Here is a 20,453-nt window from a genome sequence, read left to right as displayed (position 1 = left end):
GACGAGAGGCAATGACACGGGTGACGCCATGATTTGGCGGAAGTGACATGGGGGGGGGGCCGCGCGGCCCCATCCCGCCTATGCGATACGCCGATCCTTGAGAAGGACGGTCGCGGCGCCGACCTTTGCCGCGTCGGCCATATATTCGGTGCGGTATGCCGATGGCGTCATTCCGGCCCAGGCGTAGAAATGGCGCGAAAAGCTTCCGGGTTCGCTGAACCCCACGGTAAGGCCGATCTCCGTGATCGGCAGATCGCTCGCAAGCAGGTAGGCCGCGGCCAATTCCCCGCGCAGGCGCGTCCTCATGTCCTGGAAGCACTCCCCTTCCAGCGACAGATCCTGGCGAAGCCGCCGGGGACGCGTCCGCAGGCGCGCGGCGACGACCTCGACCGGCGCCGACCAGAGGCCGGCGCGCTGGAAATCGATCAGCACCTGCTGCGTCCGCTCCCGCCAGGTCGGGCCACGGTCGGGAATGTCGAACCAGTCGGGCTCGCTCGCGTAGTAATCGTCATATTCCTTGATGGAACTGTGCACCAGGCGCACCGCCAGGTCGTCCCAGTCGTAAGACAAGGCATCCACCGGCGCGTCAAACTGCACGGGACAGCGGAATAGCGCGAACCGATCGAAACCGTTTTCCTGGATGGGGCGCGGCCCCCGGATGGAAAGGCCGCGAAGCACCAGCGGCCGGCCGATCAGCCAACTGAAGAACTGATATATCCAGACGAACCTGATCCAGACCAGGATGTCCCGGTTTACACCTGGGATGGTCTGGTACTTGCAGATGTGCTGAAGGCCGGAGCCGTGCTCTTCGGTGATGCCCGGCCCCACATCGGCGGACATCGCGTCGGTGAAGCGGATGCTGACCCGCAGCGCCTCGCCCAGGGTGGCGCAATGCAGGAAGGACAGGAGCCGCTCGGCCTCAAGCGCGAGGCGGCAGCCTTGGGCGAAGAAGCCGAGATAGACGTCATCAAGCGCGAACTGAATCCGACGGATCAGTCGGACCAGGGCTTGGCCATCGATCGCGGCGCGCGCGTTTCCGTATACCGCCGGATCGATCGCCGCGTCCCGTAAAAGCGCGTGGGGGTCTAACCCTTTGAGCACGGCGCCTTGCAGCAGTTGCCGGACCGCCTCGCCATCCAACCCCATTTTTCCCGTGGGTTCTTCTTCCATCCCGTATTCGTTCTTATGGCGACATGGCCGGGCCGATGTCGCGTACCGCAAGGCGTCCATTATTTGCAGTGCCCCATCCGCGCCGCAAGAGCCGGGTGACGGTGGCGCGCCGCACGATAGCTTCTTTCCATGACACACACGCACCGCCGCGGCCCCGCCTGCGCCGTGCAAGGAACCTTGACACGCCAAATCATTTATTCACAGTCTAATAAAATTAATACCAAGCGCTTGACCTCCTCGCCCACACGCCCTCTCGCATCCTTGACCGGAATGCGCCGGGGCCGTGCCCGAAGGTCGCCGCGATGGGGAAACTTCCGGTGATCAACCGACGTGATTTGGCGGTCGCGATGGCCGCGATGGCAAGCATGCCGGCCAGCGTCCATGCCGAAGGCAAGGTTGCGGGGAAGGTGCGTAGCGTCACGCTACGATCAGCCAACGTCCCGGGGGACGTCCCTGTCAGCATCTACACGCCACCGGCCTACGGTCAGGGGCGTCCCCTTCCCCTCATGCTTCTTCTGCATGGCGGCAACGGAAGCGATCAGGATTTGCTGCGTTTCGTTCCGGCGATCGACGCCGCCATAGCCGACGGCCGAATCCCGCCCGTGGTCATCGCCACGCCCGGCGCACGCCGATCCCTGTACATGGATTTCAAGGACGGGTCGCAGCGGTGGGAAACGTTCATCATTTCCGACCTGCTCCCCCACCTGCGCGACACCCTGGCCGTGTCGGCGGAGCGGCGAGACAGCTTCGTCGGCGGATATTCCATGGGCGGACTGGGAAGCCTGCGGCTCGCGTTCAAACACCCGGAAGTCTTCGGCGCCGTGGCAGGCCTGGAACCCGCTGTCGAGCCCGTCCTGTCCTGGAGCGACGCGGGCCCACGCGTCAAATTCTGGCGGCCGGAAAAGGTGATCGAGCCAATGTTCGGTTCGCCCATCGATCTCGAATACTGGGCGGCGAACCATCCCCCAACAATCGCCAAGCGCGATCCCGGGCGGCTCACCGACCTGCCCATTTACATCGATGTCGGCGATCAGGACATGCTGTACCTGAATCAAGGGGCGGAATTTCTGCATCGCATCCTTTTTGACGCCGGGGTCGGCCACGAATATCGGTTGGTGCACGGCGCAGACCATGTGGGCCCATCGCTGGTGCCACGGCTTCTCGACGCGATGGAATTCATCGGCCGCCAGATACGCCCCCCGGGGTGGATAGATGAAACCGTGCTGAAAACACGCGCGGTTTATGATGACAAGAAGCGGGCCGCCGGGGTGCCGGTTGAACCGGTGGACCCCAGGCGGATCAGAGGATTGTGAAACGGGAAATATCGGCAAGGCCCAGGGGATGCCCCATACGGTTCGCGCTGCGGCAAATCCTCTATTTACGGTTCTTTCTGACGATGGCCGCCGTGGTCGTCTCGACATTGCGGGGCTTGGGCGTCGGCATCTGCTGGATGCGGCGGACGTTGCAGCCGTGGCCCTTGGCCTCCGTCACCAAGGCGCCATCCCGCATGACGAAGCGGCCGCGAACCAGAGTGTGCACCGGCGCCCCTTTGGCCGCGTGGCCGTGGAAGGGTGTGCTAGAGCCCTTGGACTTCAGCTTGCTCGAATCCACCTGGGTTTCCCGCTCCATGTCGATGATCACCAAGTCGGCGTCCGAACCTGGCAACAGGGCGCCCTTGCGCGGGTAGAGGCCAAAGGCCTTGGCCGGGGCGAGCGAGGTCATGCGCACATAGTCGGTCAGCGACAGGCGGCCCGCGCCCACTTGCGTCAGCATCAGCGGCATCTGCGTCTGCACGCCGGTGAAACCACAATCCGTCGTCCAGATGTCGTCGCGATGCTTTTCCTCATGTGAATGGGGGGCGTGGTCGGTGGCGATCATGTCGATGGTGCCGTCCTGCACCGCGCGCCACAGCTGGTCCTGATGCGTCTTCTCACGCACCGGCGGGTTCACGCGGATCAGCGACTTCTTCTCGGTGTAGGCGCGCTCATCCAGCAGCAGGTAATGCGGGCAGGTTTCCGCCGTGATGTCCACGCCGCGCGCCTTGGCCTCCCGCAGGGGGCGCAACTCGTCACCTGAGGAGACGTGCAGGATGTGGATGCGGGCGCCGGTCCATTCCGCCAGGATGGCGGCGCGGGACACGGCCTCCGTCGCCACCACCGGCGGCCGGGCGTCCAGGTGGGCCAGCGGGTCACAGCGGCCGGCCTCCCGCAGCTTCTTGGACCGGCGCGCCATGATGGAAGCGTTTTCGGCATGCAGGGCGATGCGGTAGCCGTGCTTGGCCACGATCTCGAAGCCCTCCAGGATGGCGCCGGTGGGCGGCGACGGCAGGTTGCCGAAGGTGTTGCCCATGAAGCACTTGAACCCGGCGACACCGCCCTCGATCAAGGCCTCCAGCTCCGTAAGGTTGTCTTCCCCCAGCAGGCCATAAATGCCAAAGTCAACATAGGCTTGCTCGGCAGACTTCAATTTCAGGTTCAACGCCTCCACCGTGCCGGTGGGCGGATTGGTGTTGGGCATCTCGAACACGGTGGTGACGCCGCCCATGGCGGCGCTGGCCGTCCCCGTCTCCCACGTTTCCTTGTGGGTATAGCCGGGGTCGCGGAAATGCACATGGGCGTCGATGGCGCCGGGCAGGATGTACTTGCCCCGGGCGTCCACCACCTCCGCCGCCTCAGGCATGGACTCAGCGGCGCCGATGGACAGGATGGCGCCGTCCTTGATGGCGACGGAGGCCTGGAACTGAGCGCTGTCGGTGACCAGGGTGGCGCCGTTGATGACGATGTCTGCCTTCATGATGCTTTTCCCGCAAGGATGCCTAAATCGGATGCCAAATTGGATCGAGGGGTCAGAGGGCGGCCCAGCCGCCGTCGACCGGCAGGTCGACACCGGTGATCTGCTTGGAAACGTCGGACGCCAGGAACAGGCAGGCGGCGGCCACGTCCCGGGCGGTGCTGATGCGGCGCAGCGCGTACTCGGCCGCGTGCTCGGCGATCACCTCCTCCTCCGTCAGACCGCGGGCCTTGGCCACGGCGGGCATCACCTTGGTGCGGAAGCGCGGACCGTCCACCATGCCGGGGGCGACGATGTTGACGTTGATGTTATGCGGCCCCGCCTCGATGGCGGTGGATTTGGTGATGCCGCGCAGGCCCCACTTGGAAGCCGAATAAGCCATGCGGCCGGCGCGGCCGCGCAAGCCGAAGGTGCCGCCGACATTGACGATCTTGCCATAGCGGCGCGCGATCATGCCCGGCAGCACGGCGCGCATGGTGTTGAAACAGCCGGTCATGTTCAGACGCACGATCTCGTCAAAGGCCTCCGACGTGGTGTCCCACGCCGTGGTTCCCACCGGGCCGGTGCCGCCCGCCACGTTGACCAGCACGTCTACCTGGCCGAATGCTTCGACCGTTGCCGAAACGGCGGCCTCACACTGCGCGGCGTCCAGCACATCGCACGACAGCACCAGCGCGCGCACGCCCAACCCTTCTATTTTTGCCGCCAGTTCGTTCAGCGGCGCCATATCTCTCCCTAAAATTGCAATATCCGCACCCTCTTCCGCAAAACAAAGGCAAATCTCCGGGCCCATTCCCTTGCCAGCACCGGTGACAAGAATCTTCTTTCCTGCAAGGAACAGATCCATTTCTTTTCCTCTATATTGCGTCAGGCAACTATGGATATTTGGACAGATTTAGATCAATCTGGAATGCAAGGTCGGATGGTTAGCGCCCCACCCCGTTGACATTAAAGATATGCCGTTGCCACAGTTGTGCTAAAGCTGGGGTGGGGCGTAGCCAAAAACGAACAGGGACCCGTCATGGCTCTGCGTAATCAGCGAATTTGGATCTACATAAACGAGGTCGCCCGCATCGGATCGGTACGCCAGGCAGCGGAACGCCTGAACGTCACCCCCTCGGCCTTGCTGCGGCGTATCCAGGATGTCGAACACGACCTGGGCGCCCCCATCTTCGAACGCCATTCCTCCGGCGTCCGCCTGACCGCGGCCGGTGAGGTGCTGATCCGCTGGATCCGCTCGCAATCGGCGGACCTGCGCCGGGTCTATTCGGAGATCGAGGAACTGTCCGGCCTGCAGCGGGGGGAGGTGCGGCTGGCCTGCAGCCAGGCGGTGGCGCGCGGCTTCGTGCTGCGGCAGGTCGCCGCCTTCCGCAAGAAGCACCCCAACGTGCGCTTCAAGATCACGGTCACCGACCATTCCACGGCCATGCGGCAGCTGACCGCGTTCGACATCGACCTGGTGCTGATCTTCCGCCCGCTACGTCACCCGGAACTGCACCCGATCATGTCGATCGGCCAGGGCCTGGTCGCCATCATGAGCGCCGACCATCCGCTGGCGGCCAAGGATATCCTGCGCCTGCGCGAGTGCGCGGAGTATGAAACCGCCATGCCGGAATCATCGTTCGGCGGGCGTGAGATCATTGAGAACCGCCTGGCGGCCAGCTCGGCCAAGCTGTCCATCGGCGTGGAGTCCAACAGCTTCGACCTGCTGGGCGACCTGGTGGCGGTGTCCAACCTGATCGCCTTCCAGATCGACATCGGCGCCGACCTGTGGCGCAACGACCCGCGCTACGCCGTGCGCCGCATCAGTGACCTGGACCGCACCTATGGGCCGCTGGTCCTGGGCCAGCTGAAGGGGCGCCCCCTGCCCCTGGCCGCCGCCAAGTTCGCCGAGCAGATGGCCCGCGAACTCAACGACTGCCGGTCGCTGCCCACGCTGGGCGACTATTATCCGGAGGAGGAGCAGGTGCCCTTCGAGGGTCAGCCGACGCCGCTTCCGTAAAGGCGGGCGGCCGCTTCGGCGGAGACGAAGCCCTCCTCCACATCGCGCGCCACCAGGTCCGCGGCGCGCGATGTGGCCGCCCCCAGGCCGGCGCCGCCGGGAATGTCCAGCACCAGCCGGTCGCCGGCCGGGATTTGCTGAAGGCCCTTGGCCTGCATCGCCTTGCCCGACGCCAGGCGTACCGACCCCTGCGAACCGTCTCCGCCGCCATCCCGGCCCTGGGCGGGATGGTCCACACGCTCGAACATAGCCAGCACCTCAAAGGCGCTGCCATCGCGCATGGCCACCTCCACCCGCTGGCCCAGGCCGCCGCGCCGTTCGCCGATGCCGCCGCTGTCCGTCAGCAGCTCCTTGCGCCAGATGACGATGGGGGCGCTGTTCTCGGTGATCTCCACCGGCATGGCGCGCACACCGCTGGGGAAGGCGGTGCCGGACAGGCCGTCCTGGCTGGGACGCGCGCCCGAACCGCCGCTATTGAAGAAGATGGCGTCGAAGCTCTCACCGGCCTGGGGCTCGCCCGCCGGCTGGCGCCCGCGCAACTGCACGCTCCACAGGCAGGAACTGCCCTCCGCCGGCACCCGATCCGGGATGGCCTGAGACAGGCAGCCGAACACCAGGTCGGGCAACATCTGGCCGATGACGTGGCGGGCGGCCACCGGCCAGGGCCGCTGGACATTGACGATGCTGCCCTCCGGCGCCACCACCTCGAACGGCAGCAGGGCGCCGTAGTTGTTCGGCACCTCCGGCGAGATGACGCAGCGCAGGCCGAAGATGGTATAGGCCCGGCAATAGTTGAGCACCACGTTGATGCCGCGCGGCACGCAGGCGTCGGTGCCCTCGTAATCCACCAGGATGCGCTCGCCATCAATCGTCAGGCGGGCGCGCAGGGTGATGGGATGGTCATAGCCGTCGATGGTCAGGCTGCTGGTCCAGCTGCCCTGGGGCAGCCTGGCGATTTCCGCCCGGGTGGCAGCCAGCGAGCGATCGACGATGTAGTCGGCGACACCGGCCAGGTCGTCCAGCCGGAATTCCGCCAGCATGGCGCTGAGCCGCCGCGCCGCTGACTCGTTGCTGGAGATGTAGGACAGCACATCGCCCCGCACCTGCAGCGGCGTGCGCACGTTCAGGCATAGGATGTCCAGCAGATCCTGGTTCAGCACGCCCCGGCTGGCCAGCTTCATCAGCGGGATCTGCAGGCCTTCCTCGAAGACCGACCGGCCGTCCGGCCCCTGGCCCAGGCCCCCGATGTCCACCTGGTGGCAGCAGACGCCGAACAGCCCGACGATACGCCCCTGGTGGAAGGCGGGCGACAGGACGGTGACGTCATGCAGGTGGCCGGCCGTCAGCCAGGGGTCGTTGGTGATGAAGTGATCCCCCTCCGCCATCGTCGGCACGGGGAACTTGGCCAGAAAATGCCGCACGCCGGCCGCCATGGAGTTCACATGGCCGGGGGTGCCGGTCACGGCCTCCGCGATCAACCGGCCTTCCAGGTCGAACAGGGCGGCCGACAGGTCGCCGGCGTCGCGCACGGTGGTGGAAAAGGCCGTGCGCATCAGGGTCTGGGCCTGTTCCTCCACGATGGAGATCAGGCGGGTCCAGATCACCTGGGTGCGCAGTTCATTCAACGCTGCCGTCATGGCGGTTAACCTTCCTCACGCCGGGTCAGGATGAGATAGCCGTTGGCGTCCATCCAGGCATCGAAACGGGGGGAGACCACCGTGGTGGTCTCACGCTCGGTGATCAGCGCCGGCCCCTGGACCCGGTCGCCCGGCCGCAGGACCTCGCGCCGCACCAGGGCGAAGGGCAGCGCAGCACCGCTGTCGGGGTCGATCACCGGCCGCCGCTCCGTGACCTCCAGGTCGCGGGTGGCCGTGACCACCGCCGTATCCTTGGGCTTCCAGGCGGGCGATCCCACGGTGACACGCCAGGTCAGCGCCTCGATGGGCAGGTCCAGGGTCACGCCGCCGTACTGGGTGCGGTAGGCCGTTTCGAACGCCGCACGCAGCAGGTCCACATCCTCGGGCACCAGGGTGCGGGCCGGGATCTCGAAGGGGATCTCATAGCCCTGGCCCTTGTAGCGGGCCAGGCAGGTGCGCCGTTCCACCTGGGCCGCCCCTGGGGCGCCCGCCTCCACCAGGGCCCGCGCCTCGGCCGTCATGCCGTCCAGCAGGCTGTTGAGCCGGTCGAGGTCCAGCTGGTCCAGCCGCAGGGTCAGGCTGCGCGCCATCTCATAGGACACCGGCGCCCGCAGGAAGCCGATGGCGGAGCCGACACCGGCACCCGACGGGATGATGACCTCACGAATGCCCAGCTTCTCGGCGAAGCGCGCGGCATGCAGGGGGGCGGCGCCCCCGAAGGCGATCAGGCTGCGGTCGTCCAGGGTCATGCCCTGTTCCACGGCGTGAACACGGGCCGCACTGGCCATGGTTTCGTCCACGATCTCGCTGACGCCGATAGCCAGCGTCTCCGCCTTGCCGTCCCAGATGCCCAAGGCCGCCAGGGCGTCGTGGGAGGCGCCGGCGTTCAGCGTGACCTTGCCGCCGGCGAAGCGCGACGGGTCGATGCGGCCCAGGGTGATGTCGGCGTCCGTCACGGTGGGGCGGGTGCCGCCCCGGCCATAAGCCGCCGGCCCGGGCTCGGAACCGGCGCTGTGCGGGCCCACCGCCAAGCGGCCGGCATTGTCGACCGAGGCGATGGAGCCGCCGCCGGCGCCGATCTCCACCATCTCCACCACCGGGATGCGCAGCGGCAGGCCGCTGCCCTTGCGGAAGCGGTGGGCGCGGCCGACCTCGAACACCTGCGAGGTTTGGGGCATGCCGTCGTTGATCAGGCAGATCTTGGCGGTGGTGCCGCCAACGTCCAGGGCCACCACCTGCCCCACGCCCCGCTCCGCCGCCACCGACGCCGCGAAGATGGCGCCGCCGGCGGGGCCGCTTTCCACCAGCCGCACAGGATAGCGGGCGGCGGCGTCCACGGTGGTGAGGCCGCCGGACGACAGCATCAGGTACAACGGGCAGCCGAAGCCCATGGCCTTCAGCTTGTCATCCAGGCGGTGCAGATAGGCATTGACCAGCGGCTGGACGTAGGCGTTGGCGACGGTGGTGGAGAAGCGCTCATACTCCCGCATCTCAGGCGAGACTTCCGACGACAGCGACAGGCTGACGCCCGGCATCTCCGCCGCCAGGATCTCCGCCGCCCGACGCTCATGGCTGTCGTTGGCGTAGCTGTGCAGGAAGGCGATGGCCACGCTGCGGATGCCCTGCTCCCGCCACTCGGCCGCTGCGGCGCGCACAGCATCGCCGTCCAGCGGCACCTGCACCTGACCGCGCGCGTCCATACGCTCCGCCACGCCCACGCGCAGCCGGCGCGGCACCAGGGGCTGGGGCTTTTCCATGCCGATGTCGTACTGGTCGAAGCGGCTTTCGCTGCCCAGGGCCAGGACATCGCGGAAACCGTCGGTGGTCAGCAAGGCGGTCGGCACGCCCCGCCGTTCGATCAGGGCGTTGGTCGCCAGCGTGGTGCCGTGCACCACCAGCGACACCTCGGCGGGCGCCACGCCCGCCTCGTCCAGCAGCAGGCGCACGCCGTCCAGCAAGGCACGCTCCGGCGCGTCGTAGGTGGTCAGCAGCTTGGTGGAATGCCGGCGGTCGCCCACCTCCAGCACGATGTCGGTGAAGGTGCCGCCAATGTCGGCGCCGATACGCGCGCCCTTGGGCGCGGATGGGCCGCGGTCAGTTGTAGATGTCATGGGGATTCTTGGACAGCGTGGAATAGAAGCGGGCCAGATGGTCGGCAACGCGCACGGGCTTGTACTTCGGCTCAGCACTCGCCAGCAGCTCGGGCAGCGGGGCCACGACGACCTCGCGATCGGGGTTGGCGAAGTAGGGCACGGAGAAGCGGCGGGCGCCGTCGCGGTTGCGCACGCGGTGATAGTTGGACAGGAAGCGGCCGTTGGACCACCACATCATCATGTCGCCGACATTGATGGTGAAGGCACCCCGCACCGGCGGCGCCTGGATCCACACGCCGTCGCGGCGCTTCACCTCCAGCCCGCCGACATCCTGCTGCGCCAGGACGGTGAACGGCCCTTCGTCCGTGTGGGCCACCATGTTGGACACCTCGTCGTGCGCGTCCATAGGCAGCTGGGGGTAATAGTTCATGCTCAGCTGCGAGGCCGGCTGGTGGAAGCAATCGTCGAAGCGGTCCTCCGCCACGCCCAGGCCCAGGGCGAAGGCGCGCAGCAGCTCCCGGGAGAAGGTCAGCATGGCGGCCAGGTAGTCCTCGCTGGCCTGCTTGAAGGCCGGCATGTCGTCGGGCCAGCGGTTGGGCTTGTCGAAAATGTCGGCGTGCTGCATATCGCGCGGGTTGGCCGGCCATTCGTGCTGCAGGCGATATTGCTCGAACATGCGGGTGTTGCGCGACAGGGGCTGGGCCTCCGGCGCGGGGATCCAGCCGCGATACCAGTCAGGCGTCGCCATGGCTGTGCGGCGGTCCGCCTTATCGCGGGAGAAGAAGGCGTCGGCCTGGCCGAAGATACCGTCCACCGTCGCCTGCGGCACACCGTGACCCGCCAGGTAGAAGAAGCCGATCTCCTCACAGGCGTGCGCGATCTCGGCAGCCACCCGTCGGCGCGCGGCCGCATCACCCGACAGGAAGGGCGCGAAATCGATTAAAGGTAATTCAGCCAGGGAAATGGCGCTGGCGGCGGCAATATCGTCCGCGCTGCGTTCGCTTCTGCTCATTTCAACCTCCGAGACTATTCTTTGAGCCCACCCCATCAGGCGGCCCAGTGCTCAGGACGGACGGCCCGTTGCGATGATGATTACGGCAACACGGCAAGGCAATGCGGTGCTTTTTCCTGATGGCGCCGTGGCCGAATGATCACTGTTGCAGTATCCCGCCAGCGCAATAGTTGGCTTGGCCCGCGAAATACCAATCAATCCTCCGGTGGAATTTCCACCCGCAGGCCGTCATGGTCCGGCGCCAGCGTGATCTGGCAGGACAGCCGCGAATTATCCCGGCGATGCGCGGACAGGGCCAGCAGCGCGTCCTCCTCCTCCGTCGCCGTCGATGCCGGCTCGACATAGACATGACAGGTGGCGCAGGAACAGCAGCCGCCACACATGGCCAGCACCTCATCGAAGCCATGGTCGCGCAAGCCCTCCATCAGGGTCGTGCCCGTGTCCATCTCGACGGCGCGGCCGGTGCCGTCCCGGCTGACAACGGTGATAATCGGCATGGGTGTCCCTATCCCCCAAGGAAAAATGAAGCCAGGCAAGACCAGGCAAGAAACGAAACCGGTCACGCGCCGGCGGCCAGGTCCTTCAGCGGAACGCTGATGTCGGCCACGGCGGCCGGGTCACAGCGGGCACCACCCTCCACCAGGGCGCGGCCCTGGGTGTAGTCGCGGATGGCGTTGACGCAATCCAACGCCACCACCCGGCCCGCGCGGAAATAGACGATGGAGAAGCTGCGCGCCGCCGGGTCGCCCCGCAGCACCGCCGCGTCATGGCCGGCCGACAGACCCACGGTCTGCAGCTTCAGGTCATATTGGTTGGACCAGAACCACGGCACCGCGTGATAGGGATCGGCCGCGCCGGTCAGCGCCTTGGCCACGGTGATCGCCATGTCGTTGGCGTTCTGCACCGATTCCAGGCGGATGCGCCGGCCGTCGGCATAAGCGTTGGCGTGCAGGGCGCAATCGCCGATGGCGCGGATATCGGGCAGCGAGGTTCGGCAGAACGCGTCGACCACGACACCGTCGCCGCCCTCAGCCCCCGCCGCCAGCAGAGGCTGCACCGCCGGGGTGATGCCGATGCCCGCCACCACCATCTGCGCCGGGATCAGGGTACCGTCCGCCAGCCGCACGCCGGTCACCTGCCGCCCGTCGCCGACGATATCCTTCACCTGGGCGCCCAGGCGCAGGTCCACGCCCTGCGCGCGGTGTTCATCCTCATAGAAGCGCGACAGTGCTTCCCCTGCCACGCGGGCCAGCACGCGGTCCGCCTGTTCCAGCAGGACGACGGACTTGCCGGCCGCGCGCAGCACCGCCGCCGCCTCCAGCCCGACATAGCCGCCGCCGATCACCACCACCCGCTCCACCGCCGGCAGCTCCGCCCGCAGGGCATCGGCGTCGGCGCGGGTGCGCACGGTGTGCACGCCGGCCAGATCGCCGCCCGCGCAGGCCAGGCGCCGGGCCTGGCCGCCGGCCGCCCAGACCAGCTGGCCATAGCCGAAGACCTCGCCCCCGGCCGTGGTCACGGTATGGGCCGCCGCGTCCACCGCCGCCACCCGCCGCCCCGGCAGCAGGGTGACGCCGCGCGCCTGCCAAAAGGCGGCGGGCCGGATCAGGATGCGCTCGAACGGCTTGGCGCCGGACAGGTAGTCCTTGGTCAAGGGCGGGCGTTCGTAGGGCAGTTCCGGCTCATCCCCGACCAGGGCGATGCCGCCGGTGTAACCCCGCTGGCGCAGCGTGATGGCCACCTGGGCACCACCGTGCCCAGCGCCGACGATCAGGACGTCGTGCTGCATGTTACCCTATCCGCCAAACGGCCTTGTGACGCCGCCGGCCGGGTCTGGCGGGCGGTCCTGTTGATGATTACGGCAACACAAGAGGCCGGGGCGGTGCTTTTTTCTACAGGCGCCGTGGCCAAATGATCACTTTTTCCCGACCCGGCCGGCGCATTAGTGATTCTATGGAACAAGGGGATTTCGGGTCGGACCATGGAACGGGCACTGACGGGCGCACTGGCGGGCAAGGTCGCACTGGTGACGGGGGGAACGCGGGGGCTGGGCCTGATGCTGGCGCGCACCCTGGCGGATGCCGGCTGCGCCGTCGCCGTGATCGGCCGCGACCCGCAGGCGGGGGCGTTGGCCTTCGATCATTTGCAGGCCCGCGGCGGCCCGGTCTGCGCGCTCAGCGCCGACGTCACCGACGAACAGGCGATGAAGGCCGCCGCCGCCGAGGCCGAAGCGCGCTTGGGCCCGCTGGACATCACCGTCTGCGCTGCGGGCGTCAGTTCCCCTCGCGCGCCCATCTGGACCAATTCCGCCGACACCTACCGCCACTGCTTCGACACCAATGTGCTGGGCGTGTTGAACAGCCTGACGGCCACCCTGCCCGGCATGGTGGCGCGCGGCGGCGGCAAGGTCATCGTCATCGGCGGCACCTATGGCCACAAGGGGGTGGCCGGCTTCTCCGTCTACGCCGCCTCGAAATGGGCGCTGCGCGGGCTGGTGCGGTCCGCCGCGCTGGACGCGGCACCGCATGGCGTCACGGTCAACATGATCTCGCCCGGCGGGGTGGACGGCGAACGGCTGCGCCGGCTGTTCCGCCAGTCGGCGGCGGCCAATGGCGAACCCGAGGACGCGCCGCTGAAGCGCTTCACTGCCGGCACGGCGCTGGGGCGGCTGGTGGGCGAGGACGACGTCGCCGCCGCCATGCTGCACCTGCTGGGCCCGGGCGGGCGGATGATGACGGGCCAGGACATCGTGGTCGATGCCGGTATGGTCGTTTAAGTCATGGTCGTTTAGGGCATGGCGATTTAAGGAGAGCTTGAGACATGAGCGATTTGACCGGCTTCCGGCGCGAAACGCAGATCCTGCACGCGGGCCGCGACCCCAAGGCCAACCACGGCGTCGTGAACCCGCCGGTCTATCATTGCTCCACCGTTCTGTTCGACAGCGTGGAAGCACTGCTGGAAACCCGCAAGGACCGGGCCTCGGGCGCTTATGTCGGCTTCACCTACGGCCGTGAGGGCACGGAGACGACCCGCGCCTTCGAGGACGCCGTAACCCTGCTGGAGGGCGGCTACCGCGCCGTCACCACCTCCTGCGGGCTGGGGGCCATCTGCGCGTCGCTCACCGCCTTCCTGTCGGCGGGCGACCACCTGCTGATCGTGGACAGCCTGTACGGTCCGGCGCGGGCCTTCTGTGAGGATTTTCTGCGCAAATTCGGCGTGGAGATCACCTATTACCGCCCGACCATCGGCGCCGGGATCGAGGCGCTGTTCCAGCCCAACACCAAGGTCGTCTATCTGGAATCCCCCGGCTCCCTGACCTTCGAGATGACGGACGTGCCGGCCATCACCAAGCTGTGCCGGGCGCGGGGCATCAAGACCATCATGGACAACACCTGGGCCTCGCCCGTGTGCTTCCGGCCGCTGGAACATGGCGTCGACGTCTCGGTCAACGCCGCCACCAAGTACATCTCCGGCCATTCCGACCTGATGCTGGGCATCGCCGTCTGTACGGAGGAAGCCTTCATCCCGGTGAAGAAGACGGCCTCGGGCTCCGGCTATTGCGGCGGGCCGGACGACGTCTACATGGCCCTGCGCGGCCTGCGCACCCTGGCGCTGCGCATGAAGCGGCACCAGGAATCGGCCCTGCGCGTGGCCCTGTGGCTGCAGCGGCGCCCGGAGGTGGCGCGGGTGATGTACCCGGCCCTGCCCGACGACCCCGGCCATGCCATCTGGAAGCGCGACTACGACGGCGCGTCGGGCCTGTTCGGCGTGGTGCTGAACGCCTGCACGGACACTCAGTTCGCCGCCATGCTGGACCATATGGACCTGTTCAAGCTGGGCTACAGCTGGGGTGGGTATGAAAGCCTAGTGGTGCCGACCTACCCGTCCGACCTGCGCTCCGCCGTGACGTGGGAGGCGCCGGGCCCCTCGCTGCGCCTGCATGTCGGCCTGGAGGATCCGGAGGATCTGATTGCCGACCTGGAACGGGGCTTCGCCCGCCTGGCCGCCGCCCGCTGACCCCAAGCCCCCGCTGACCCGAGCCTAGGAACATCCCATGACCCTGATCGACATCACCGCCGGTGGCTTCCGCTTCGCCGCCCGGCTGGAGGAAGAGCTGGCACCTGTCACCTGCGCCCGCTTCCTGGCCATGCAGCCCTATGACGAGAAGCTGATCCACGTGCGGTGGAGCGGCGAGGGCTGCTGGATCCCCATGGGCGACACGCCCTATGACCTGCCATGGGAGAACGCCACTCGCCATCCCGCCCCCGGGCAGTTCATCTTCTATCCCGGCGGCTACAGCGAAACCGAGATCCTGCTGGCCTACGGGGGCGTCGCCTTCGCCAGCAAGCTGGGCCCACTGGCCGGCAACCACTTCCTGACCATCGTCGAGGGCCAGCAGCAGTTGCCGGCCCTGGGCCGCAAGGTCCTGTGGGAAGGGGCGCAAGCCATCAGCTTCCGGCCCCGCGCATGAGCGCGCCCCTCCCCGTGCACCCCTTCCTGGACGGCCAGCCCAAGGCCCTGTTCATCGGCGGCCGCTGGCAGGTGACCGACGCGACCTTCGAGACGCGCAACCCCGCCAACGGCCAGGTGCTGGCCACCGTCGCGCGCGGCACGGCGCGGGAGGTCGACGCCGCCGTCACCGCCGCCCGCACGGCGTTCGAGGATGGCGCCTGGCCCCGCTTCTCCCCCGCCGACCGGCAGCGCCTGCTGCTGCGCCTGGCGGACCTGCTGGAACGGGATGCGGAAGATTTCGCCCGCATCGACACGCTGGAAATGGGATCGCCCATCCGGCACACGCGGGGCAGCGTGGCCCTGCTGGTCGATCTGCTGCGCTATTACGCCGGCATGGCGCGGGCGATCGAAGGGCTGACGGCCCAGCCGTCCGACCCCGACATGTTCGCCTGCACCCTGCGGGAGCCTGTGGGCGTCTGCGGCGCCATCATCCCGTGGAACGGGCCGCTGTGGGCCTCCGTCCTCAAGCTCGGCCCCGTGCTGGCCACCGGCTGCACCCTGGTGTTGAAGCCGGCGGAGGACGCCTCGCTGGCACCGCTGATGCTGGCGCGCCTGGCGGAGGAGGCCGGCGTTCCGCCCGGCGTCTTCAACGTCGTCACCGGTTTCGGGGCTGAGGCAGGCGCCGCCCTGGCGGCCCATCCGGGCATCGACAAGCTGGCCTTCACCGGATCAGACGCCACCGGGCGCGCCATCGCCGCCGCCGCGGGCGCCAACCTGACGAAGCTGTCGCTGGAGCTGGGCGGCAAGTCGCCCAACATCATCTTCGCCGACGCCGACCTGGACGCGGCCGCCCGCACCGCCGTCATCGCCGCCTTCGCCAATTCCGGCCAGGTATGCAGCGCCGGCACCCGCCTGTTCGTGGAGCAGCCCGTGCACCGGGAGTTCGCCGAGCGGGTGGCGCGGATCGCCCAGACCTTGCGCATCGGCGACGGCATGGATCCGGACACCGATTTGGGGCCCCTGGTCAGCGCCCGCCAGCTGGGCCGCGTCTGCGGGCATATGGACGACGCCCGGGCCGCTGGCGCCACGGCCATCAGCGGCGGCGGCCGCCTGACCGGCGCCGGCTATGACCAGGGCTTCTTCTTCCCGCCCACCGTGCTGGTGGACGCGCGCGACGACATGCGCGCGGTGCGGGAGGAGATTTTCGGCCCCATCCTGGCAACCCTGCCCTTCACCACCGAGGATGAGGTCGTCACCCGGGCCAACGCCACCCCCTTCGGCCTGGGTGCGGGGGTGTGGACGCGCGACGTGGGCCGGGCCCATCGCCTGGGCCGGCGCCTGCGTGCCGGATCGGTCTGGGTCAACTGCTACAACGCCATCGATCCGGCCATGCCCTCGGGCGGCATGAAGGCCAGCGGCTACGGCCGGGAATACGGCCGTGCCCACCTGGATGAGCATCTGGAGACGAAAAGCCTGTGGATCAGCTCTCGCTGATCCCCTCAGGCGCCGGGGCCTACAGCCACTTGGCCACGGTGGGCTTCCGGAACACCTGCAGCTGGTCGATCAGGCCGTCGGCATCCGGGGCCAGGGCGATGCCGGCGCGGTGTTCGGGGGGCAGGAAGCGCTGGGCGATCATGGTGTCGACGAAGGCCATGAAGGCGTCGAAATAACCGCCGACATTCAGCAGGCCCACCGGCTTGTCGATGTCGCCCAGCTGGTTCAGGGTCCAGGCTTCCATGAACTCCTCGGTGGTGCCGATGCCGCCCGGCAGGGCGATGCAGGCGTCCGCCAGGGTCAGCATCCGTTCTTTGCGCGCCCGCATGCCCTCCACGATCTCATGCAGGCTGAGCGTCGGGTGCAGATGGTCGCGTTCGAACAGGCGGCGGGTGATGACGCCGTGGACGTGCCCGCCCTCCGCCAGGGCGGCATTGGCCAGGATGCCCATCAGGCCCTTGTGCGTGCCGCCATAGACGATGCCGATGCCCCGGCGCGCCAGCGTGGCGCCCAACTGGGCGGCGGCGTCCTTGAAAGCGTCGCCCAGGCCGGTGTTCGACCCACAGAAAATCGCAATATTCTTCAACGTCCGCGTGGCGGCGGCAGGCGTTTCCACACTCATGTCGTGAGGCATCCCTAATAGAGCGAGCAGTCAAAGCATAGGTCATGGCCGGGACCTATACAACGCGACGGCAGTTTTGTTTCGGCACCGCCCCGCCGCCGTTTGGGCAACGGGGGGCGTGCGGCACCCGGTGCATACTATGGAAAATCACGCGGGCGCACGGCAATCCCCGCGAAGTACTGGCACGGGTCCCGCTTCCAACCAAACAAGCAACCAGCCGCGCGTGGGGCATGAACCCCGCGCGCGGCACCGCATAGGGCCGCCTGGCACCAAGGAAGAGCAGGAGCAACCGCATGACTCCCGAACAGAACGCGCTGATCACCCGGTCGGGCCCCGACACGTCGCTGGGCAAGCTGCTGCGCCGCTATTGGCAGCCCATCGCCCTGGTGGAGGAGCTGGAGGGCGCCCGTCCCGCCAAGGCGGTGCGTGTGCTGGGCCAGGACATGGTGCTGTTCCGCGATGAGGCCGGGCGCCTGGGCCTGTTGGACCGCGACTGCCCCCACCGCAACGCCGACCTGGCCTTCGGCCGGCTGGAGGGTGGCGGCCTGCGCTGCCTGTTCCACGGCTGGCTGTTCGACGTGAACGGCAACTGCATCGAAACCCCAGGTGAGCCGGCGGGCAGCAAGCTGTGCACCCGTATCCACCAGCGCGCCTATCCGGTGGTGGAGAAGAGCGGCATGGTCTTCGGCTATCTGGGTGAGGGTGAGGCGCCGGCCTTCCCCGACCTGGACTGCTTCATCGCCCCGGACAGCCACGTCTTCGCCTTCAAGGGCTATCTGGACTGCAACTGGCTGCAAGCGCTGGAGGTCGGCATCGACCCCGCGCACGCCAGCTTCCTGCACCGCTTCTTCGAGGATGAGGACGCCGCCGGCAGCTATGGCCGCCAGTTCCGCGCCCAGTCCGCCGACAGCGACATGACCATGACCCAGGTGCTGCGGGAGTATGAGAACCCCGACATCAGCGTAGAGAAGACGGACATCGGCCTGCGCCTGACCTCGCTGCGCGCGCTGAACACCGGCGACACCCATGTGCGCGTCACCAACCTGCTGTTCCCCCAGGCCTTCGTCATCCCCCTGTCGGAGATGATGACCATCACCCAGTGGCATGTGCCCATCGACGATGTCAGCTGCTATTGGTACGCCGCCTTCACCGGCTTCGCCGAGCCCGTGAACAAGGAAGAGATGCGCCGTCAGCGCCTGCAGCTCTATACCCTGCCCGACTACAAGCCGCGCCTGGGCCGTCACAACGACTATGGCTATGACGTGGTGGAACAGCGCAGCCGCACCTACACCGGCATGGGTGAGGACATCAACGTCCACGACCAGTGGGCTGTGGAAAGCCAGGGCCGCATCCAGGACCGCACGCGCGAGCACCTGGGCACGACGGACAAGGCCATCGTCGCCTACCGCATGATGCTGATGAGCCAGATGCGCAAGTCCGACCAGGGCGAGACGCCCCTGCTGGTGCTGGACGCGGCCGCCGCGGCCGGCGTCACCGGCCCCGCCACCGTGGACGGCGTCGCCAAGGCGGGCGAGGACATCCAGGTCTATTGGCAGCGCACCGACGCCCGCCGCCGGGCGCAGGCGCCGTGGACCGCGCCCGTGAAGGCCAGCGCCTGATGCCGGCCTTCATCGAACGCCACGGCCTATGGACGGACGACCAGCGGCGCCAGGCGGATGAAGTGCTGGCCCGGCTCAAGGGCGGGGACCTGCACCAGGTGCGCCTGTCCTTCCCCGACATGCACGGCCTGCTGCGCGGCAAGACGCTGCTGCCCGGCGCGATGCCCGGGGCCTTGCGCGACGGCTGCGCCATCACCTCCACCCTGTTGCTGAAGGACACCGCCCACCGCACGGTGGTGCCGGTGTTCACCGCCGGGGCCGGCATCGGCAACGCCGACCTGCAGGGCGGCGGCGACGTGGTCATGGTGCCCGACCCCGCCACCTTCCGGCACCTGCCCTGGGCGCCGGGCACCGCCTGGATGATGTGCGACCTCTACCATGCCGATGGCAGGCCGGTAGCCCTGTCCACCCGGCGGATCGCGCAGGCGGCAGCGGCGCGGCTGGCCGATCTCGGCTTCGACTATGTCAGCGGGCTGGAGGTGGAATTCCACCTGACCCGGCTGGTGGATCCCAAGCTGGCGCCGGCGGATTCCGGGCAACCGGGCACGCCGCCGGAGGTCACGCTGCTGCACCAGGGCTACGCCTACCTGACCGAGCAGCGCTTCGACCAGATCGAGCCGGTGCTGGACATCCTGCGGCGCGACTGCCTGGCCCTGGGCCTGCCGCTGCATTCGCTGGAACTGGAGTTCGGGCCCAGCCAGTGCGAGTTCGTGTTCAGCCCCGGCAGCGGCATCCAGCCGGCCGACGACATGATCCTGTTCCGCAACGCGGTGAAACAGATTGCCCGGCGCCACGGCTACCACGCCAGCTTCATGTGCCGGCCACAGTTGCCCAACGCCATGTCCAGCGGCTGGCACCTGCACCAGTCCCTGCGCGACCGCAGGACCGGCGCCAACGCGTTCGCGGCGGCGGATGGCGCGCCCAGGCTGTCCCGCATCGGCCGGCTGTTCCTGGCCGGCCTGCTGCGGGGTGCCGCAGCGGCCACGCCCTTCAGCACCCCCACCATCAACGGGTACAAGCGCTACCGCGCCAACAGCCTGGCGCCCGACCGGGTGGCCTGGGGGGAGGACAATCGGGGCGCCCTGCTGCGCGTCCTGGCACGCGGGGAGCCAGGCGCCACCCGCATCGAGAACCGCATCGGCGAGCCGGCGGCCAACCCCTACCTCTACCTGTCCTCACAGATACTGACCGGCCTGGCCGGCATCGAGGCCGGGGAGGAACCGCCCCCCGCCGTCGACAGCCCCTATATGGCCGAGGCCGAGGCCCTGCCCACCAGCCTGGAATCCGCCCTGGTGTTGCTGGACCGCAGCGATCTGCTGCGCCGCGGCTTTGGCGACGGCTTCGTCGATCACTTCCTGATGATCAAGTGCGCCGAGGTCGCCCGCTACAACAGCACGGTGACCGACTGGGAACACCGCGAATATTTTGATCTGTACTGAAGACGCGCCAAAATGAAACGCCCCGGCCAGCCGATCGGGGCGTTTTTCTCTGCTGGCGCCTCACTTTTCCTAGGATGCGACTGCATCCGCCGGAGCGAGTACCGAAGGGCGGCGGGGAAGCCA

17 protein-coding genes are annotated in these 20,453 nt (G+C 68.0%); 8 read left to right on the top strand and 9 right to left on the bottom strand.

Annotated elements, in window-relative coordinates; translation table 11 throughout:
• Positions 1–78: 78 nt before the first annotated feature.
• Positions 79–1,170: an AraC family transcriptional regulator gene (locus tag Y958_RS23970; RefSeq protein ID WP_244909676.1), complete on the bottom strand. Its 1,092-nt coding sequence runs from the start codon at positions 1,168–1,170 to the stop codon at positions 79–81.
• Positions 1,171–1,487: 317 nt separating this feature from the next.
• Here Y958_RS23970 and Y958_RS23965 point away from each other — a divergent pair, with 317 nt between their 5' ends.
• Positions 1,488–2,483 (top strand): alpha/beta hydrolase, encoded by a 996-nt coding sequence (locus Y958_RS23965; RefSeq protein ID WP_244909675.1) that lies wholly within the window; start codon positions 1,488–1,490, stop codon positions 2,481–2,483.
• 61 nt (positions 2,484–2,544) lie between these two features.
• On the opposite strand, the gene allB is transcribed toward Y958_RS23965, so the two are convergent.
• Positions 2,545–3,963, bottom strand: a complete 1,419-nt coding sequence (gene allB / locus Y958_RS23960; RefSeq protein ID WP_088874461.1) for an allantoinase AllB — start codon at positions 3,961–3,963, stop codon at positions 2,545–2,547.
• Between the two features lie 52 nt (positions 3,964–4,015).
• On the bottom strand, positions 4,016–4,753 hold the full coding sequence (locus Y958_RS23955; RefSeq protein ID WP_244909697.1) for an SDR family NAD(P)-dependent oxidoreductase: 738 nt from the start codon (positions 4,751–4,753) through the stop codon (positions 4,016–4,018).
• A 228-nt stretch (positions 4,754–4,981) separates the two neighbouring features.
• On the opposite strand from Y958_RS23955, the gene Y958_RS23950 reads away from it, so the two are divergent.
• A complete protein-coding gene (locus Y958_RS23950; RefSeq protein ID WP_088874460.1) occupies positions 4,982–5,962 on the top strand; it encodes a LysR family transcriptional regulator in 981 nt (326 codons plus the stop codon).
• Here Y958_RS23950 and Y958_RS23945 read toward each other — a convergent pair.
• From Y958_RS23945 to Y958_RS23925, 5 genes are all read right to left on the bottom strand, one after another.
• Positions 5,941–7,599 (bottom strand): hydantoinase B/oxoprolinase family protein, encoded by a 1,659-nt coding sequence (locus Y958_RS23945; protein WP_088874459.1) that lies wholly within the window; start codon positions 7,597–7,599, stop codon positions 5,941–5,943. The genes Y958_RS23950 and Y958_RS23945 overlap by 22 nt on opposite strands.
• A gap of 5 nt (positions 7,600–7,604) precedes the next feature.
• Positions 7,605–9,710 (bottom strand): hydantoinase/oxoprolinase family protein, encoded by a 2,106-nt coding sequence (locus Y958_RS23940; RefSeq protein ID WP_088874458.1) that lies wholly within the window; start codon positions 9,708–9,710, stop codon positions 7,605–7,607.
• Positions 9,694–10,704, bottom strand: coding sequence for an isopenicillin N synthase family dioxygenase (locus Y958_RS23935; RefSeq protein WP_088874457.1), 1,011 nt, complete (start codon positions 10,702–10,704; stop codon positions 9,694–9,696). Before Y958_RS23935 ends, Y958_RS23940 begins: the two co-directional genes overlap by 17 nt.
• A gap of 194 nt (positions 10,705–10,898) precedes the next feature.
• The gene (locus tag Y958_RS23930) at positions 10,899–11,201 is read right to left on the bottom strand and encodes a 2Fe-2S iron-sulfur cluster-binding protein (RefSeq protein WP_088874456.1); all 303 of its coding nucleotides are present in this window, start codon (positions 11,199–11,201) and stop codon (positions 10,899–10,901) included.
• 62 nt (positions 11,202–11,263) lie between these two features.
• Positions 11,264–12,493, bottom strand: a complete 1,230-nt coding sequence (locus tag Y958_RS23925) for an NAD(P)/FAD-dependent oxidoreductase (RefSeq protein ID WP_088874455.1) — start codon at positions 12,491–12,493, stop codon at positions 11,264–11,266.
• Positions 12,494–12,685: 192 nt separating this feature from the next.
• Here Y958_RS23925 and Y958_RS23920 point away from each other — a divergent pair, with 192 nt between their 5' ends.
• Genes Y958_RS23920 through Y958_RS23905 form a run of 4 tightly spaced genes read left to right on the top strand, consistent with a single transcriptional unit; the run spans position 12,686 to position 16,650 of the window.
• On the top strand, positions 12,686–13,480 hold the full coding sequence (locus Y958_RS23920) for an SDR family NAD(P)-dependent oxidoreductase (protein ID WP_088874454.1): 795 nt from the start codon (positions 12,686–12,688) through the stop codon (positions 13,478–13,480).
• A 44-nt stretch (positions 13,481–13,524) separates the two neighbouring features.
• Positions 13,525–14,721, top strand: coding sequence for a cystathionine beta-lyase (metC, locus tag Y958_RS23915; protein WP_088874453.1), 1,197 nt, complete (start codon positions 13,525–13,527; stop codon positions 14,719–14,721).
• 37 nt (positions 14,722–14,758) lie between these two features.
• The gene (locus Y958_RS23910) at positions 14,759–15,175 is read left to right on the top strand and encodes a DUF3830 family protein (protein ID WP_088874452.1); all 417 of its coding nucleotides are present in this window, start codon (positions 14,759–14,761) and stop codon (positions 15,173–15,175) included.
• Complete coding sequence (locus Y958_RS23905) at positions 15,172–16,650, top strand: aldehyde dehydrogenase family protein (RefSeq protein ID WP_186291585.1); 1,479 nt, start codon at positions 15,172–15,174, stop codon at positions 16,648–16,650. The genes Y958_RS23910 and Y958_RS23905 overlap by 4 nt, the downstream gene beginning before the upstream one ends.
• 19 nt (positions 16,651–16,669) lie before the next feature.
• Here Y958_RS23905 and Y958_RS23900 read toward each other — a convergent pair whose 3' ends face one another.
• Complete coding sequence (locus Y958_RS23900) at positions 16,670–17,272, bottom strand: LOG family protein (RefSeq protein WP_211098768.1); 603 nt, start codon at positions 17,270–17,272, stop codon at positions 16,670–16,672.
• Between the two features lie 293 nt (positions 17,273–17,565).
• Between Y958_RS23900 and Y958_RS23895 the strand changes: the two genes are divergently transcribed.
• A complete protein-coding gene (locus Y958_RS23895; protein ID WP_088874450.1) occupies positions 17,566–18,891 on the top strand; it encodes an aromatic ring-hydroxylating dioxygenase subunit alpha in 1,326 nt (441 codons plus the stop codon).
• Positions 18,861–20,330 carry a glutamine synthetase family protein gene (locus Y958_RS23890; protein WP_211098767.1) on the top strand — a complete coding sequence of 490 codons (1,470 nt, stop codon included), beginning with the start codon at positions 18,861–18,863 and terminating at the stop codon, positions 20,328–20,330. Before Y958_RS23895 ends, Y958_RS23890 begins: the two co-directional genes overlap by 31 nt.
• Positions 20,331–20,453: the final 123 nt, after the last annotated feature.

The sequence above is a fragment of the Nitrospirillum viridazoti CBAmc genome (assembly GCF_000730165.1).
In the GTDB taxonomy this organism is placed as follows: domain Bacteria; phylum Pseudomonadota; class Alphaproteobacteria; order Azospirillales; family Azospirillaceae; genus Nitrospirillum; species Nitrospirillum viridazoti.
This window is presented reverse-complemented; position numbering and strand designations above follow the sequence as displayed.